At 57.2% G+C, this 15,161-nt stretch carries 13 protein-coding genes and 1 other RNA gene; 7 read left to right on the forward strand and 7 right to left on the reverse strand.

Annotated elements, in window-relative coordinates; genetic code table 11:
• Window positions 1–496: 496 nt before the first annotated feature.
• Both NL123_RS04415 and NL123_RS04420 read left to right on the forward strand, forming a co-directional pair.
• Window positions 497–721: a DUF2188 domain-containing protein gene (locus NL123_RS04415; protein WP_017136943.1), complete on the forward strand. Its 225-nt coding sequence runs from the start codon at window positions 497–499 to the stop codon at window positions 719–721.
• Window positions 722–781: 60 nt separating this feature from the next.
• A complete protein-coding gene (locus NL123_RS04420; protein WP_494357299.1) occupies window positions 782–1,123 on the forward strand; it encodes a hypothetical protein in 342 nt (113 codons plus the stop codon).
• Between the two features lie 67 nt (window positions 1,124–1,190).
• On the opposite strand, the gene NL123_RS04425 is transcribed toward NL123_RS04420, so the two are convergent.
• Both NL123_RS04425 and NL123_RS04430 read right to left on the reverse strand, forming a co-directional pair.
• Window positions 1,191–2,234: a DUF4062 domain-containing protein gene (locus NL123_RS04425; RefSeq protein WP_494357300.1), complete on the reverse strand. Its 1,044-nt coding sequence runs from the start codon at window positions 2,232–2,234 to the stop codon at window positions 1,191–1,193.
• A 332-nt stretch (window positions 2,235–2,566) separates the two neighbouring features.
• On the reverse strand, window positions 2,567–2,899 hold the full coding sequence (locus tag NL123_RS04430; RefSeq protein WP_494357301.1) for a hypothetical protein: 333 nt from the start codon (window positions 2,897–2,899) through the stop codon (window positions 2,567–2,569).
• Between the two features lie 529 nt (window positions 2,900–3,428).
• Between NL123_RS04430 and NL123_RS04435 the strand changes: the two genes are divergently transcribed.
• The 5 genes from NL123_RS04435 (at window position 3,429) to NL123_RS04455 (ending at window position 8,011) form a co-directional block, all read left to right on the forward strand.
• Entirely contained in the window at window positions 3,429–3,965 is a 537-nt protein-coding gene (locus NL123_RS04435; RefSeq protein ID WP_494357302.1) for a LasR-specific antiactivator QslA, read from the forward strand.
• A 1,069-nt stretch (window positions 3,966–5,034) separates the two neighbouring features.
• On the forward strand, window positions 5,035–6,441 hold the full coding sequence (locus NL123_RS04440) for a YfjI family protein (RefSeq protein WP_494357303.1): 1,407 nt from the start codon (window positions 5,035–5,037) through the stop codon (window positions 6,439–6,441).
• On the forward strand, window positions 6,428–6,781 hold the full coding sequence (locus NL123_RS04445; protein WP_494357304.1) for a hypothetical protein: 354 nt from the start codon (window positions 6,428–6,430) through the stop codon (window positions 6,779–6,781). Before NL123_RS04440 ends, NL123_RS04445 begins: the two co-directional genes overlap by 14 nt.
• Window positions 6,765–7,745 (forward strand): integrase domain-containing protein, encoded by a 981-nt coding sequence (locus NL123_RS04450; protein WP_494357305.1) that lies wholly within the window; start codon window positions 6,765–6,767, stop codon window positions 7,743–7,745. Before NL123_RS04445 ends, NL123_RS04450 begins: the two co-directional genes overlap by 17 nt.
• Complete coding sequence (locus tag NL123_RS04455; protein ID WP_494357306.1) at window positions 7,742–8,011, forward strand: hypothetical protein; 270 nt, start codon at window positions 7,742–7,744, stop codon at window positions 8,009–8,011. The genes NL123_RS04450 and NL123_RS04455 overlap by 4 nt, the downstream gene beginning before the upstream one ends.
• Window positions 8,012–8,185: 174 nt before the next feature.
• Here NL123_RS04455 and NL123_RS04460 read toward each other — a convergent pair whose 3' ends face one another.
• From NL123_RS04460 to NL123_RS04480, 5 genes are all read right to left on the reverse strand, one after another.
• Window positions 8,186–9,442, reverse strand: a complete 1,257-nt coding sequence (locus tag NL123_RS04460) for an integrase domain-containing protein (RefSeq protein WP_494357307.1) — start codon at window positions 9,440–9,442, stop codon at window positions 8,186–8,188.
• A 187-nt stretch (window positions 9,443–9,629) separates the two neighbouring features.
• Window positions 9,630–10,026: a transfer-messenger RNA gene (gene ssrA / locus NL123_RS04465) on the reverse strand.
• A gap of 104 nt (window positions 10,027–10,130) precedes the next feature.
• Window positions 10,131–10,409 carry a PA2433 domain-containing protein gene (locus NL123_RS04470; RefSeq protein ID WP_010206635.1) on the reverse strand — a complete coding sequence of 93 codons (279 nt, stop codon included), beginning with the start codon at window positions 10,407–10,409 and terminating at the stop codon, window positions 10,131–10,133.
• A 137-nt stretch (window positions 10,410–10,546) separates the two neighbouring features.
• Entirely contained in the window at window positions 10,547–13,357 is a 2,811-nt protein-coding gene (locus NL123_RS04475) for an FAD-binding and (Fe-S)-binding domain-containing protein (protein WP_494357308.1), read from the reverse strand.
• Between the two features lie 70 nt (window positions 13,358–13,427).
• Window positions 13,428–15,122 (reverse strand): lactate permease LctP family transporter, encoded by a 1,695-nt coding sequence (locus NL123_RS04480; protein ID WP_058427665.1) that lies wholly within the window; start codon window positions 15,120–15,122, stop codon window positions 13,428–13,430.
• Window positions 15,123–15,161: the final 39 nt, after the last annotated feature.

A 15,161-nucleotide genomic window follows, 5' to 3' on the forward strand; every position in this document is an offset into this window, starting at 1 on the left:
GGGTATGGGCACTTACCGAAACGCTGACTCGTCAGGGGATGCAGGGAGCTGCAGCGCTATGACCAGTACGGGCAGATGTTTAATGAAGTCAAAATATTTGCGGGGTATCAGGGCAAAATTAGGGCAATGTGTGGGCCGCTATCGGTCGACTCCTGTGGGGCGGTGACAGGCAGAAAACGGCCAAAAGCAGACAGTCCTCCAGCGGGGGGTAGTCCAAAAAGACTGTCGAACACTTTGGCGTACATTTCTACATTCCCTAAGCCCAAAGGCTAGCTAGCCTGATCATCCTTTTTCATAGATACAGTAGAGGAGCAGCCGCGTCGCGAACCCGGCGAGGCACTTCTGCTTCTGCACGTAAGCTTGAGCAAGACAGGCCGATTGGCTGAGACAAAGCACAACATACATGCACTCCAAGTCGATCTATCACTACATGTTGTATTTGTCCGTTTCGATGCTACCTTCTACTAGGCAGGCAACTCACTAGTAGAGGTGTTCCATGGCAGGCAAAAATCAGCACGTCGTGAAACGTGATGAAGGCTGGGCGGTTCGGGGTGAGGGCAATACTAAAGACACCTCCCACCATCGGACTCAAAAGGAAGCTGCTGACGCGGCTCGTCAGATAGCTCAAAACCAAAAAAGCGAAGTGCTCATCCACGGCCGGGACAACCTGATCCGTGAACGTGACTCCTATGGCAACGACCCCCATCCTCCCAAGGGCTGATTACGATCTCACAGCGCCTCCGGAAGGAGGCGCATCCTGGGCTTCAATAAGGTATTCGGTATGAAGATCGTAACGGTGGTTCACGTGCACCTGAATCGAATCGGCTCTACCCGTGGCGGATTTGGAAGTCATAAGCGACTGACCACCTATGCAGAAGCATCGGATGCAGAAATCGAAACCCTTCGAGATCTAGTGATTTCGATTGCCGAACAAAATGGTGAGGCACCTGGGTCTCTGAACGACCTTCGCCATGAACGTCAAAGCGGCCACCCTCCCCAGGTTAAGGTCTTCAACATTCATGCGCCCAGCACTTCATTCATCGAGCGATATGCATATTGCGAAGCCTTTCCAGCGCTCAAGGCTGACAACCGAATCTTCAAGCTAGAAGAACTGCCAAGCTGAGACACGAAGGGGTCGAATGGTTCATTGTTGCTTATCCCCCTTCCGCCTGCTGGCCACGCTCAATTCTTTAGGAAAGCTTGCGTCCGATTCGGAACAAAGCGTCTTCCAGCCACTGGTTGAAAACGCCCTGTGACGCTGGAATCAGCAGTTTTCTTTCCTCAATGTTTTTCTCACTGCGGTGCGGCATGGACATTGACGATGCAGGGGTGCTTGGCGGCTCTGTGTAGACTTGGTGAGAAATTCCGTAGATCCCCAACTGGAACCAGCCTCCCTTACCTCTGCTAATCAAACTAAAAGCTTCTTCCGCAAAGCGTTTTAGCCGGCTGGGCGAGATGTAATAGGAGGCAAAATATTCGCCGCCCTTTCCTGGGGCTGCCAGAGGAATAGAGAGCCAGCTCATCCCATTATCGTGATGCCGCCAAGAGGCCTCCTCCGCATCTAGGCCGGTGATGTCTCCCTCGTTAAATGACTTGTAACCACCCTTGATAGAAACCAAGCCCGCCTGAGAAAGCTTGAGGAAGAATTCATCATGCTGGGTGTGCATGGAACGCAACGTACCCGAGAGAATGGGCTGCGGCAGAAACACGAGCTCTAGGCGATCTTCACGAGGCCGGCTATTCCAATTTCGGCTGTTGCTACGATTCTGCAGGTGCTGAACGAACTCCTGTTCGGAAATGGCACTGCGACTGGCTGCAAGTTGGCTTAGCCCCTGGATGATTTTGTCTGAGAGATCGCGATCACCTGTGAAGGTGGAACGGAAAAGGCCGTCGACGTAATCGGAAACCTCCCAGTGAAAGCGCTTTTGATCATCCTCGACTGGAATCTCTTCCAGAAAAGCCAGGATGGGTTTATTGGCAGCTTTGGCGCGATGGAACTCCTGCTGAGTGACGGACTCACCTGTGTTGGTTTTGAAGCCGAAGTCCGCGCCAAGAATCAGCACCACTACGTCGGCCTGGTCAACCTCAGTCATACATGCGACTTCAGAGGAATAGGGCCTTGCACCAAAGTCCTCACACATCACTGGGGTGTGCCCCAACAGAGAAACTGCTTTTTTGGCGGCTGCACGATAGTGCTCAAAATTACGTACTACAGAGCTGATAAACACGTTCATAGCAGTCCCCGTCATAAATAGGTCACATCCGTTTCGCCTCATCATAGCGGCCGCTTTACTCGAAGTGACAGCTGCTGAAAAAAACTAGTCGCTGAATAGTCCCTGATTTCGTAGAGACTGACTGCTTTTGGCCGTTTTCTGCCAGTCGCAGACCGAGGTCAGCAGGGGAGGGCTGGTGCTCCGTTATGCCTTGAAACGTTGGATTGACCGTTAGCTTTGAAGCCTTCGAACGGCTACGGTAATCGAGGTTAAGACCCTCACTTCACACGAACTAGTCGGCCGGGCGGGCCGCAGGGATGAAATGCGCTTTAATCGGACGTTAGCGTGCCCTCTTACATCGACTTGACCGAGATAACGTCCACAAATCTGAATTTTTTCTTGGCTAACTTTGTAGCTTCTTGCTCTGCAACTAGAGAACTGAGCGTATCGGCTTCATGTAGGATCTCGTGCATCTTGCCTTCGAATTCATTCCCCACTCTCAGTGTGACTTTCAATCTGGGAGTAAAGGATTTTGAAAGTTTCTTTTTCTTCACTACCTTTGTCTGCTCCGCGATCACGGTTTCCGGTGCAGTGTCTTGCTCATGGGTGTCGATTACTGATGCAGGGGCCTCTGGCGCACCGAATAGCGCCCGACGCATTTCTTCTTCCGTCAGCTCTGTAGTCATACCATTTCTCGAGAGGGGGTCGTGTATAGCGTTTTCGATTCTATCACTGCGGACAGCGTCGGAAATAAGAAGGCTTGACGTGGTATCTGACTTGCCATGGCCACTAAATCCGAACGTGTGTGAGTTTCTGCTCAGAGCGCTTGTTCGAATGCAGCCTTATTGACACTCCTGCTTGTGTTGTCGCCTCTTCACATTTACGCTTTGCTCCGTCGCGGTCAATCCCGCGACCGGGTGTCGCAACCTGAATCGAAACCAAGGCGCGGTATGTGCCATATCGCACAGTCAGCACTTCAAGTGCTAGCTGCTGCTTTTCTATGGCGCACCGTGCAGGGCAGGCTTCGGCCTGGCCGGGTTCCTTGGTTTCCGGTTTGCGACCCCTGTACGGTGTGCCACCCATTCGTGTCGCAACGGTGGATGGCATTCCTTAATCAAACCAAGGAGATAAGGAAAATGGCATGTCCCCCTTTTAAGCTCGTGCGCCACCCCGGCCAAATGGTTCAGGCTGCAAACTATCTCGGAGGATTCCGTGATGTTTGATCTTTCGCTTCTCATCGGACTCCCCAAACCCAACAGCATCGATACTTCAGTGCTTACCCCTGAAGATGCTGCGATTAAACTGCGGCAGGCTGCCACTCTCCGGCTTAACGGAGCCCAGAGTATTCTGCTTCATTTTCCGCAAGACGTTGAGCTGGCAGTAGAGCTGTTGGATGACGCCGCGGTGTTGTACGACAGGGCGTTCCGGAATCTGACTGGCATCCCAGCTCAAAGCGTCCATCAACAGATCCATGAATATGTCTCTGTCCCGTCAGTTGAAGGGGCTCCCGCGATCCAAACTCCGTGGGGCGATGAGTTCGCCCCGGTAATCAAGCAGGGCGTTCGTTGCGCAGAGACTTGGCTTGAGGGCTCATCATTACCGTTATGGTGGGCGCTGTCTCAGAACCGAAAACGTCATCGTCCAGGTGATCCACAAGAGGCATTTGAAGCAGGTTTTTTACTGCGGTTGCAGCAGACGCTGATCATGCGACGTGAGGCCGTCACTTCCCAATCAACCCGCTTCGATGCCTGAATTTGTAATTGACGTTTGAGATTTGCTTTTCCCGCCAAACCCTCCGATCAAGCAATCTTTGATCGCGCCGATCGGAGGGTTCACTCGCTTTTTTTCGAAGCTGCCGCGTTCCATCCTCCATGCTCAAATTAAATTCACACCACGCCTACTTTCACCATCAGTATTTCCCTACGATTTCCATCGAGCGCAACGTTATTCAGTGTATGTGTCCGAATCTTTTCGTTGGGCATGGATGTAGGTGTGGCGACAGTGGCGACGGCGGCGACAACCCACGTATAACGTGGTCTGGGGCATGGCGACAGAGGTGGCGACAGTCGCCACTTTCTCAGCGCATTGGCTGTGACGCTTGACCACCTTTTCGAGTGGGTATAAAAAATGGTGCACGGATCGCTGTCGTTGACAGCACCTGCCCAGGTAGCCAGAACCTTTAAGGCTACGCCCCTCGCGTGGTGGTTCTTCCCCAAGTGCGATTAGCGTCCGGCGGCTCGCACGGTCACTCCCCAAGAGTGATGGATGCCTACTCGACCAATCTGCCCACTGCGGCCGACGATGGACGTACCTCGCTGCATTACAGCAACCTCACCTCTTGGCACACTTCGCTGCGCCAGACCTCGCCCGTCTCTTTCTCCTGGAAAGAGACGGGCGCTCGTACCATTGCTGCAAGCCACGTCGTACATGGCATTGCCGCAACTCTCCTCGTGACAATCGGACTGACAAATCCGATTCGTCGCCATCCGCAACGACACAGCCACCGGTGCCGCAGCCCATGGAAAGGCTGCACCTGACTGACAGTCAGGCATGCCCCAGGCGTCGATGTTGTTGCCTTCTCCCGCTCAGGATCTCTAGGTGCCGAACTCGTCAGTCGGTACAGCCTTCACCCGCCCGCATCTTCGGAAGCGTCTAAGGAGGCCAGATTCATGGGGTCATGCCCTTGCTCCCGGTCGTAAGGAGTCGTTCGTTCCACGTCAGTGAACACCTCACAGGCCGCAGGGGCCTTGATCCCTGATAACACTCAACACCCGTGGCGGGGCTACGTGAGGACAACCAGCAATGAACGAGGAGAGGACCCATGCAGCAGTTAGATCCGAAGCTTGAGCTACCACGGCCACCTCGACCGTTAATCGAGTTGAATCCTGTCGCCGAGACTTATCCGTTCCAGGCACTGGGTGGGATTCTTGGGCCTGCGGTCGAGCGCATGGCCGAAGTCATCGGCGTGCCCCTGGCGCTGGCCGCACAATCGGTGTTGGCCGCCTCAGCACTGGCCACCCAGGGCCATGCGGGCTTACAGCTCGACGGAAGAAATTATCCCCTGTCGCTGTTCCTGATCACGGTGGCCGCGTCAGGTGATCGTAAGACAGCAGCAGATCGATTTGCCTTGCTGCCAGCAAGGCAGTGGGAGCGTGAACAGTGGCAACGCTACCGTGAACAGCTTGCTCGATACCGTGCCGTACAAAAACAGGCTCAGCCTGGTACCCCTGGCGACCCTGACTCCGCAAACCGCGTTCTCTTAGAAGAGGAGCCCTCGGCCCCTAGGTTGATCACCACGGATCCGACTATCGAGGCGCTGATCAAGGGGCTGTGTCATGACCTACCGAGCATGGGCCTGTTCTGTGACGAAGGCGGACAATTCCTCGGCAGCAGCACCATGAGTCGGGATAACCGTTTGAAAGCGGTTACGACCTTGTCGTCACTCTGGGATGGCAGTCCGATAGATCGCGCGCGCTCTATGGTTGGTGAAAGCTTGCGAGCCTACGACCGACGCTTGAGCCTGCACCTAATGCTCCAACCGTATTTGGCAATGCAGTTACTCGGTGATCCATTGCTGCAGGGGCAAGGCATACTTGGGCGCTGCCTGATGACCTGGCCCACTAGCCTTGCCGGGCAACGTAGCTATCAATCTGTCGACTTGTCCAAAGATCCCGCCCTGAAGCGATATCACCACCGCCTTTCGGCCCTCTTTCATCAGCCGTGGTCACTGTCCGCTGACGGTGCTTTATTGCTGTCACCGCTGACCCTCAGTTCGTTAGCTCGTCGTCGCTGGATTGATCTGCATGATGCCATCGAGGCTCAGTTGGGTGAGTTTGGCGAGCTGGCCAATGTGCGGCCCAGTGGATCAAAGGCCGCCGATAACCTACTGCGTGTCGCCGGCATCCTTGCGGTCCTGGAGGAGAGCAGTGTGGTGGAGGTTGACCATATCCAGCGCGCCTCGACCTTGATGGGCTACTACCTCACCGAGATTCAGCGCCTGACCGAACAGGAACCGGTGTGTCGGGTAAAGGAAGAAGCGGATCGGTTGCTGCGCTGGCTTCAGGTCAAGGGGTGGAAGCGTTTCAGTGTTCGAGAGCTAAATCGCAACGGGCCCCGCTTTGCGCGTAAGAGCAGCCTCCATGCCACCAAGCTGTTGGTCGAGTTGATTGATCATCAGTGGCTGATCACTGACGGCCAGACGTTCGAGGTGCGCAATGTTCAATCTTGATGAGGCACTGCGCAACCACCTGGCCCAACGCCAAAAGGAGCCGAAAGCGCGTTTTGTCGCCGCCGGTGTCGCCACTTTGTCGCCACGCTCAAAGCCAGGCAGAACAAGCGTTGTCGCCGCTGTCGCCGATGTCGCCACTACCCATGAAGTTAGCGCCTCGCTGACAGCCATTATTCAATGTTTGAAAGAGGAGGGTGCGCATCTTTACGTCGCCGGCAACACGCTGTGTTTTCGCCCTACTGATTGGGCCCAGCTTGCCGCCGTGGGTGGGAACTGGCGAGCGCTTTTGCATGAGCTCGCTGCATTCGATCAGGAGCAGGAAAATGGCTCGGGTCGGTAAGCGAGCGGGGCGCAATTTCGGCTTCGGCCGTCAGCTGAGCTACGCCGGACCTCAAGCCCTGAAAGGTCTGTTTGGCGACGGCCATTTCGCGACGGTCAAAGCCCATAGCGATCGCTGGCAGGCATTCGTGCAATGGTGTCGATCCGATGAAGGACCGAGGCTCAATGATGCGCGACAGATTGATCGCGAGATCCTCATGCGTTACGCCTGCCACGTGCGTGAGCAGGTTGATCAAGGCAACGTCGGTATTGCCACCGCGCAGAACCGCCTGTCCAGCGTGAACCGAACGATGGCCGCGCTACGCGGTGATCAGTACGTCAAAATTCCCAGTCCGAGCAAGGTGTTGGGCCATCAGCGCTCAGGCGTGCGCAGTGAGGCACCGCAAGGCCAAGACCGTGTGCAGGTCGAGCAGATCGCACAGGCGTTGTCAGAGCACGGCCAGCAACGAGTAAGCGCAATTGTGCACCTGGCCCGGGAGATCGGCATGCGTCTGCGTGAAGTGATCCTAGCGGACCTGTCCCGACTGCAACGAGAGGCCAGGCAACTGGGCAAAATCAACATCCAGGACGGCACCAAAGGCGGTCGATCAGGCGCATCGGCACCGCGTTGGATTGCGGTCACGGATCAAGTTCGCGATGCCCTCTACAGAGCAAGCGAAGCCTCACCCAACGGCAGTCGGAATCTATTGGCGCCCGACGAAAGCTACAAAGTCTTCTTACAGACAGTTGTGCGACCTGCGCGGGACATTCTGCATCAGCATGGATTGAAAGGCTTTCATGAACTGCGGGCTGCGTACGCCTGTGAGCGCTATGAGCAACTGACCGGTTTCCCTGCCCCCGTCAATGGCGGTCGTGGCCATCGAGAGGATAGAAAGCTTGATCGACGAGCCCGCCAGCAAATCAGCCATGAGTTGGGACACAGTCGCATCGATGTGGTGAATGCCTACATCGGTGGTCGGCGATGAGGTCCGAGTTCGATATGGCGTTGTTTCTGACTCCGGTGCTCAAAGGCGCGCATTCCACTCGGCAGCGTCACATCAGGCAAGCGGAAAAGATGCAAGAGGCGATTCGTGAGCGCTGGGGTTGCGCGACTCCTTGGTCCTGGAAGGAAAAGCACGTGAGATGGTTTTTGGAACACTCTCTGCGTTGTTCAGCGCCTGCGACCGCCTACTACTACGAGTTAACGGCAGAATTGATCCGTCGCAGAAAGGCGCAAATCGTGGCTGGCTGATAGATCATTTAAGCGTGAGTCCCTGAGTATGGGAATGCAGAGCCTTCCCATACTCAGGGACTTTGACTTAGGAGCGCAGGCTTGCGAGAAATCTGGTGATAGTCGTGAAGTCTGTCGCCATGCTGCACGACTCGGTTACAGGGTTTTTCGCCGGCACCATCAGTTCCTGGATGCTCAGCGTATCGGCACGACGTTGAGGACTCTGGTGTGATTGATCGCGGCTGCCGACAGGCTGCCGGTGGCCGCCTTCTGGATATGTTCACTCCACCAGGCCATCATCGGACGCCGGCGTTCGATGTAATCCGCACGGTTGTAGGCGCTTCGAACCTCGTCTTTATCCACATGCGCCAGCGCGACTTCGATCAGTTCCGGATCCCACCCATGCTCGTTTAGGATGGTGCTGGCCATTGAGCGCATGCCGTGGCTGACCAAGCGGTCCTGAAAGCCCATGCGCTTTAACGCCATATTGGCGGTCTGGCTATTGGCGTGAGTACGTGGGTTTCGGTCTGCCGGGAAGACATACTCTCGATGACCGCTATGGGACTTGAGTATTTCCAGCAATGCCATGGCTTGATCGCTTAACGGGATGCTGTGCGGGCGGCGCTTTTTCATCCGCTCCGGAGGGATGGTCCAGACACGTCTTTCAAAATCTATGTCTGCCCAGCGAGTGGTCGCTGCTTCTGCAGGGCGAGTCATAGTATGCAACTGCCATTCGATCAGGCAGCGGGTCGTGCGTTTGATACTGGCGTTTGCGAGTTCCAGCATGAGCTCGGGTAGCTCTTCGGGCGGGAGCGCAGCCATGTTTTCTTTCTTGGGTTTCTTGAATACCGCCCGGATGCCACTGAGTGGGTTGGCGAAGATCAGGCCGGAGTTTACGCCGTAGGTCATGATCTCGTTAAGCCGCTGACTAAGGCGCTTAACCGTCTCTAGGCTGCCTTTCGCTTCGATTGGACGAAGCAGCTCGATCACCATCGGCGCGGTGATTTTCGCGAGTGGCGTCGTCTTCAAATCGGGGAACACATGCAGCGTGAGCGACCGCCAAATATCCTCGGCGTAGGCCGGCGTGACCGAGTCTTTCTTAAGCTCGAACCAGGCAGTGGCTACGTTCTCGAAAGTGTGTTCCGTTTCTGCGCGCTTGGCCTCATTTAGCGTATCGCGCTGCACTTTCGGATCGATGCCTTGAGCGAGCAGCTCGCGGGCTTGCACTGCCATCTTTCGGGCGTTCGCCAGCGAAAGCTCTGGGTAGGTACCCAAGCCCATGTTAATTCGGTTTTTAGTCACCGGTTCACGGTAGTTGAAATTCCACAGCAGAGAGCCATTGCTGCGTACACGGAGTTGCAAACCGTCCCCGTCGGTGAGGACGTAATCCTTGGACGCGGGTTTGACTCCCTTGAGCTGTCGATCGGAGAGGCGGAGAGTTTGAGCAGTCATGAGATTTCCCTCAGACACTGATTTGGTATTCCAAAGATTAGCACCGGAGGTGCTGGAATACCGTTTGGAATACCAAAACTTCTGGAACTCCAAGAATCTACAAAGACCGCAATAGCCTCTAAGGTCCTGTATTTGCTGGATCTTAGGCACAAAAAAAGACGTCCGTGGACGTCTTTAGATGTTGAAGTGGTGGAGCCGGGGGGATTTGAACCCCCGTCCGCCAGTACTCCGCTGTCGGTACTACATGCGTAGCCGTTTCTATTAAGTTAACCCTCAGCGACCCGAAGGGCAGGGTGCTTTGGGCGAGTTGTGTAAGTTTTAGCCGCTTCGTCCACAACGTACTGCACGGCGATTCTGTTCTATATGACAATCACTTTGGGTTTACAGACATCCCCTGGTGATTGCTGGACCCGAAGGTACCAGAAGCTCAGGGCTAAGGCTGCTTACGCAGCGAGAGCGAATTCCTGGCCGTAGTTTTCGTCATTGGCAACTATAAGAAGTTGCAACAGTGGATTTACGAGTTCTGTTACCAACTCGGCATGCACCTAAAGTTTCGCGACCGGCGTCGAATCCTAAACGGCCCCGTGCTTGTAACTCGTTGTTTCTTAGTGAGTGACAAGCCTATGCAGTGTACGCCAAACGCTCACGGAAGGCCAACCCGAAGGTTGGCCTTCCGTGACTGAGCAACCTATTGGCCGCCTTTTTCGCTGTTCTGCAGGTCTTGCAGCGCCTTCGAGGTGATCTCGATGCACTTTTTGTCATCACCCGCGGCGTGGGCCGCCTTGGCCTGGGAGACGGCAGTGTCTATCTCGCCGCTTTTACCACTGGTGTCGGTGGCGAGCAGGGCTTTGCCGTTGTTGATTTTGTCCAGATTGATTTTGCACAGATCGGGCTCGCCCGCCGCGAATACAGGGGAAGCCAGCATCGCAGCGGTAATGAACAAGCCAGCAAGAGCGGAACGCTTCATCGGGTATCTCCTTGCGCAAAAGGGCTCGACGCTGCTGGCGTTCAACCGCTGCCAGCGACATCACTGATGAGCCTCGTGTTTCGAGGCCTATGCAGATGACTACGCCGGCGCGCAGGGGTTCTGTTTTTTTTGCAGGATCAGTGAGCGCGGGCCTGGGTGACGCGGTCCACCAGGTAGACCAGTCCGTGATAATCGATGCCGCCATGCTGGCTCAGGCCGATCTCGCAGGTGCGGCTGGTGGAGATGCCTTCGCTGCAATGTTGCACCGCATCCTTGAGGCTGCGCAGTGAGTGGGCGTTGAGTTCCGGCGTGGTGAAGCCTTTGTCGCCGGCAAACCCGCAGCAATGAATGCCTTCGGGGATCACCACGGTGTTGGAGCAGCGGCGAGCGAGGTCGATCAGGGCCTGGCTCTCGCCCAGGTGTTGGGTGCTGCAGGTGACGTGCACGGCGATCGGCGCTTCCTGGGGCGTGAAGTCGAGGCGATCCATCAGGTGGGTGCGGATAAATCGCACGGGGTCGTAAAGATCCAGGCGCGTTTCGCCCAGGTCCTGCACCAGGCGCAGGGTGCAGGGGCTGGTGTCGCAGTAGATCGGGTCGATACCACCACGACTGGCGTGGAGCAGCGCGCCGATCAGTTCCTGGCGCTTGTGCTCGGCCTGTTCCGCGTAACCTTTGGAGGCGAACGGCTGGCCGCAGCAGAGGTTGTCCTGGTTGTCGGGAAATACGACTTGGTATCCGGCCTTTTCCAACAGCTTGCGGGTTTTGTCGTACAGCGACATCTGCTCTTTATCGCCCGCCGCCGGGCCCATGGCGCGTGAGACGCAGGCCGCCAGGTAGACCACCCGTGGCCGCTCGTCCGTCACCGTCGGGCTGAAGCGAATGGCTTTTTCCGGCTGCGGCATGGCGTTGGTCCACTGCGGAATCTGCCCCTTGGACAGCTTGGTCACGCTGGCCGATAGCTTTGCCAGGCGCGGCGCGCCCAGCAGCATGCGTGCGCCATTGGCCACATGCAGTGTAAAACGCGCGCCTTGCAGCGCGGTGGCGAAATGCGTGGCGAGCCATTCGGCGGTTTTCGTACGGTCAGCATCGCGGCTGCGCAGTTTTTTCACCAGGTCGCCGGTATTGATTCCTACAGGGCAGCGCTGGGCGCAAAGCCCGGTGGCGGCGCAGGTGTCGATGCCGTGGTACTGATACGCGGCTTCCAACTCAGTGGTGTCGACACCGGCGCGTTTCTTCGCCTGGATATCGCGCCAGATAACGATGCGTTGGCGCGGGCTCAAGGTCAGGCCTTTCGACGGGCATACCGGTTCGCAGAAGCCGCATTCGATGCACTTATCCACAAGCTCGTCGGCTGCGGGCAGTGGCTTGAGGTGCTTGAGGTGGATTTGCGGGTCTTCGCTGAGCACCACGTCCGGGTTGAGTATGCCGTTGGGGTCGAGCAGGCGCTTGAGTTGCCACATCAGTTGATAGGCTTCGCTGCCCCATTCCAGCTCGACGAACGGCGCCATATTGCGGCCGGTGCCATGTTCGGCTTTCAACGAACCACCGAACTCTACGGCCACCAGTTGTGCCACATCGTCCATGAACGCTTGGTAGCGTGCGACTTCTTCCGCGCTGTTGAAGCCTTGAGTGAACACGAAGTGCAGATTGCCTTCCAGCGCGTGTCCGAAAAGTATCGCTTCGTCGTAGTGGTGTTTGTCGAACAACTCGATCAAGCGATTCACGCCGATTGCCAGTTGTTCAACCGGGAAGGTCACGTCCTCGATGATCACCGTGGTGCCGGTTTTGCGCACGGCGCCGACGGCAGGGAAGGTGTCCTTGCGGATCGCCCATAGGCGGGCGTTTTCCACAGGGTCTTCGGTGAAGTCGACTTGCTTCTCCACCGGAAACGGGGCCAGGGAGGCCATGATCAGCGCCAGTTGCTCGTGCAGTAACGACGAGGAAGCTGCACGCGACTCGATCAAAAGGGCGCAGGCATTTTCCGATAGGTGCTGTACGAAAGCGGGCATGCCCGGCTTGTTCTGTACCGAGCGCATGCTGCGACGGTCCAGCAGCTCGACGGCGGATACCGGTTGGGTCTTGAGGACGGTGACTGCGTTGCAGCAGGTTTCGACGTCCGGGAACACAATCAACGCCGATGCTTTGTTGGGGTGATCGATCACGGTGTCGTAGGTGACCGCGCTGATAAACCCAAGGGTGCCCTCGGAGCCCACCAGCAGATGGCTGAGGATATCCAGCGGCTCATCGAAATCCACCAAGGCATTGAGTGACAGCCCGGTGGTATTTTTCAGACGGTATTTGTGGCGGATCTTTGCCGCCAGTTCGGCGTTTGCCCGGGTCTCGCGACCGAGTGTCGCCAGGCGTTCAAGCAGCGCGCCGTGTTGTTCGCGAAACTCTGCCACGCTGGTTGCGTCTTCGGTATCCAGCCGGCTACCGTCAGCCAGGACCAGGCGTATCCCGGCCAGGGTGTGGTAGGTGTTCTGCGCCGTGCCGCAGCACATGCCGCTGGCGTTGTTGGCGACGATGCCGCCGATCTTGCAGGCGTTGATTGACGCCGGGTCTGGCCCGATCTTGCGCCCGAAAGGCGCCAGCCAGGCATTGGCCTGGGCGCCGATGACTCCGGGCTGCAGGCGGATTTGTGTGCCTTGCCCACGGATTTCGCGGCCGTTCCAATTGTCGCCCAGCACGATGAGCACCGAGTCGCTGATGGCTTGCCCGGACAGACTGGTGCCCGCAGCGCGGAAGGTCACCGGCACGTGGTCGCGTTGAGCCAGTTGCAGCAGCGCGACGACTTCGTCTTCCGACTCCACGCGGATCACTAACTGTGGGATCAGTCGGTAAAAACTGGCGTCGGTGCCGAAAGCGAGGGTTGAAAGTGGGTCGTCGAAGCGTCGATCTTTCGGGATCAGTTGTGTGACGTCGCGCAGGAAAGCAGCAGGCAGGCTCATCGGTCCTCCAGAAATAGCTGACGCCGGAACCGTTGTCCGGCGTCGATTCTTACCCTATAGCGTGCAGGTCTCAGTGCACCAGCATACCGGTGAACCAGTAGGCCTGGGCCAGGGTGATCAGCCCGACGATGGTGGCGAAGAACAGGCTGTGCTTGAGGGTGAAGCGGAACAGGTCGGATTCCTTGCCTACCAGGCCGGTGGCGGCGCAGGCCACGGCGATAGATTGAGGCGAGATCATTTTGCCGGTGACGCCGCCGCTGGTATTCGCGGCAACCAGCAGGGTGTCGTTCACCCCGATCTGATGCGCAGTGGTGGCTTGCAGCGAGCTGAACAGGGCGTTGGACGATGTGTCGGAACCTGTCAGGAAAACCCCCAGCCAGCCGAGGAAAGGTGAGAAGAACGGGAAGGCTGCACCGGTGCCAGCCAATACCAGCGCCATGGTCGAAGACATGCCGGAGTAGTTGGTGACGAAGGCGAAGGCCAGCACCATGCCGATGGAAAGGATCGGCCAGCGCAGTTCGTAGAAGGTCTCTTTTAAAGTGGTAAGACCAGTCTTGATGTCGATTTTAAGTACCAGCATCGAGATCAGCGCGGAGAAGAAAATCGCGGTACCGGTCGCGGAAATCGGGTCAAGCTTGAACACGGCCGGGATAGCGGTGGGGTTGGTCACGATCGGGGCAACCTTGATCACCAGTTGATCCAGGTGCGGGATCGCGAAGTTGAACACCCAGCTGTACATCGAGCCACCGGCGGCGAACATTGCTTTGAACGGCTTGAGGGTCCAAATGGTGACCAGTACGGTGAGAATCAGGAACGGCGACCAGGCCTTGAAAATCTGCACCAGGCTGTAGGGCGAGACAATCGTGTTGCGCGGCAGGCCGAAACCGCCTGCGCTCGCAGTGACCGCAGCGCTGGAAGTGGCGCCGGCAATCTGTGCGCCCGCAGTGCGCTTGGGCTGCCAGACTTTCAGAAACAGGGTCAGGGAAATCAGGCTGGCCAGGGCCGAGGTGATGTCCGGCAGTTCCGGGCCGATGAAGTTGGAGGTGAAGTACTGGGTGATGGCAAAGCTCAAGCCCGCGACCAGCGCGGCCGGCCAGGTTTCACGTACGCCGCGCAGGCCGTCCATCATGAACACCAGCCAGAACGGCACGAACAGCGACAGCAGAGGCAATTGGCGGCCAGTCATGGCGCCGATCTTGAACGCGTCGATGCCAGTGACTTGCCCGGCAACGATGATCGGGATTCCCAGGGCGCCGAATGCGACAGGCGCGGTGTTGGCGATCAGGCACAGGCCGGCGGCGTACAGCGGGTTGAAGCCCAGGCCGACCAACAACGCGGCGGTGATCGCCACGGGGGCGCCGAAACCGGCCGCACCTTCCAGGAAGGCACCGAAGCAGAAGCCGATCAGCAGCACTTGCAGGCGTTGGTCGTCGGTAATCGACAGGACCGAACTGCGGATGATCTCGAACTGGCCGCTTTTTACCGTGAGTTTGTAGAGGAACACCGCGGCGACGATGATCCACGCGATAGGCCATAGGCCGTAGGCAAAGCCGTAACCGGCAGCGGCCAGCGCCATGTCCACCGGCATCTGGAAGGCGAAGATCGCCACCAGGATCGACAGCGCCAGGGTGATGCTGCCGGCTACGTGGCCTTTGAGGCGAAACACGGCCAGGGCCAGGAAGAAGAATACGATCGGAATGACGGCCGCCAATGCGGACAGGCCGAGGCTGCCGAGCGGGCTGTAGAGCTGTTGCCAGGTTTGCATATGGGGTGGCCCCTGATTGTTGTTGTTTGGTTAGCTTGG

Source organism: Pseudomonas sp. FBCC-B1565, assembly GCF_059133265.1.

Excerpts from the sequence above, each read along its gene's own strand:
- NL123_RS04415 (WP_017136943.1), top strand. The coding sequence starts at position 497 with ATGGCAGGCAAAAATCAGCACGTCGTGAAACGTGATGAAGGCTGGGCG.
- NL123_RS04420 (WP_494357299.1), top strand. The coding sequence starts at position 782 with ATGAAGATCGTAACGGTGGTTCACGTGCACCTGAATCGAATCGGCTCT.
- NL123_RS04425 (WP_494357300.1), bottom strand. The coding sequence starts at position 2,234 with ATGAACGTGTTTATCAGCTCTGTAGTACGTAATTTTGAGCACTATCGT.
- NL123_RS04430 (WP_494357301.1), bottom strand. The coding sequence starts at position 2,899 with ATGACTACAGAGCTGACGGAAGAAGAAATGCGTCGGGCGCTATTCGGT.
- NL123_RS04435 (WP_494357302.1), top strand. The coding sequence starts at position 3,429 with ATGTTTGATCTTTCGCTTCTCATCGGACTCCCCAAACCCAACAGCATC.
- NL123_RS04440 (WP_494357303.1), top strand. The coding sequence starts at position 5,035 with ATGCAGCAGTTAGATCCGAAGCTTGAGCTACCACGGCCACCTCGACCG.
- NL123_RS04445 (WP_494357304.1), top strand. The coding sequence starts at position 6,428 with ATGTTCAATCTTGATGAGGCACTGCGCAACCACCTGGCCCAACGCCAA.
- NL123_RS04450 (WP_494357305.1), top strand. The coding sequence starts at position 6,765 with ATGGCTCGGGTCGGTAAGCGAGCGGGGCGCAATTTCGGCTTCGGCCGT.
- NL123_RS04455 (WP_494357306.1), top strand. The coding sequence starts at position 7,742 with ATGAGGTCCGAGTTCGATATGGCGTTGTTTCTGACTCCGGTGCTCAAA.
- NL123_RS04460 (WP_494357307.1), bottom strand. The coding sequence starts at position 9,442 with ATGACTGCTCAAACTCTCCGCCTCTCCGATCGACAGCTCAAGGGAGTC.
- NL123_RS04470 (WP_010206635.1), bottom strand. The coding sequence starts at position 10,409 with ATGAAGCGTTCCGCTCTTGCTGGCTTGTTCATTACCGCTGCGATGCTG.
- NL123_RS04475 (WP_494357308.1), bottom strand. The coding sequence starts at position 13,357 with ATGAGCCTGCCTGCTGCTTTCCTGCGCGACGTCACACAACTGATCCCG.
- NL123_RS04480 (WP_058427665.1), bottom strand. The coding sequence starts at position 15,122 with ATGCAAACCTGGCAACAGCTCTACAGCCCGCTCGGCAGCCTCGGCCTG.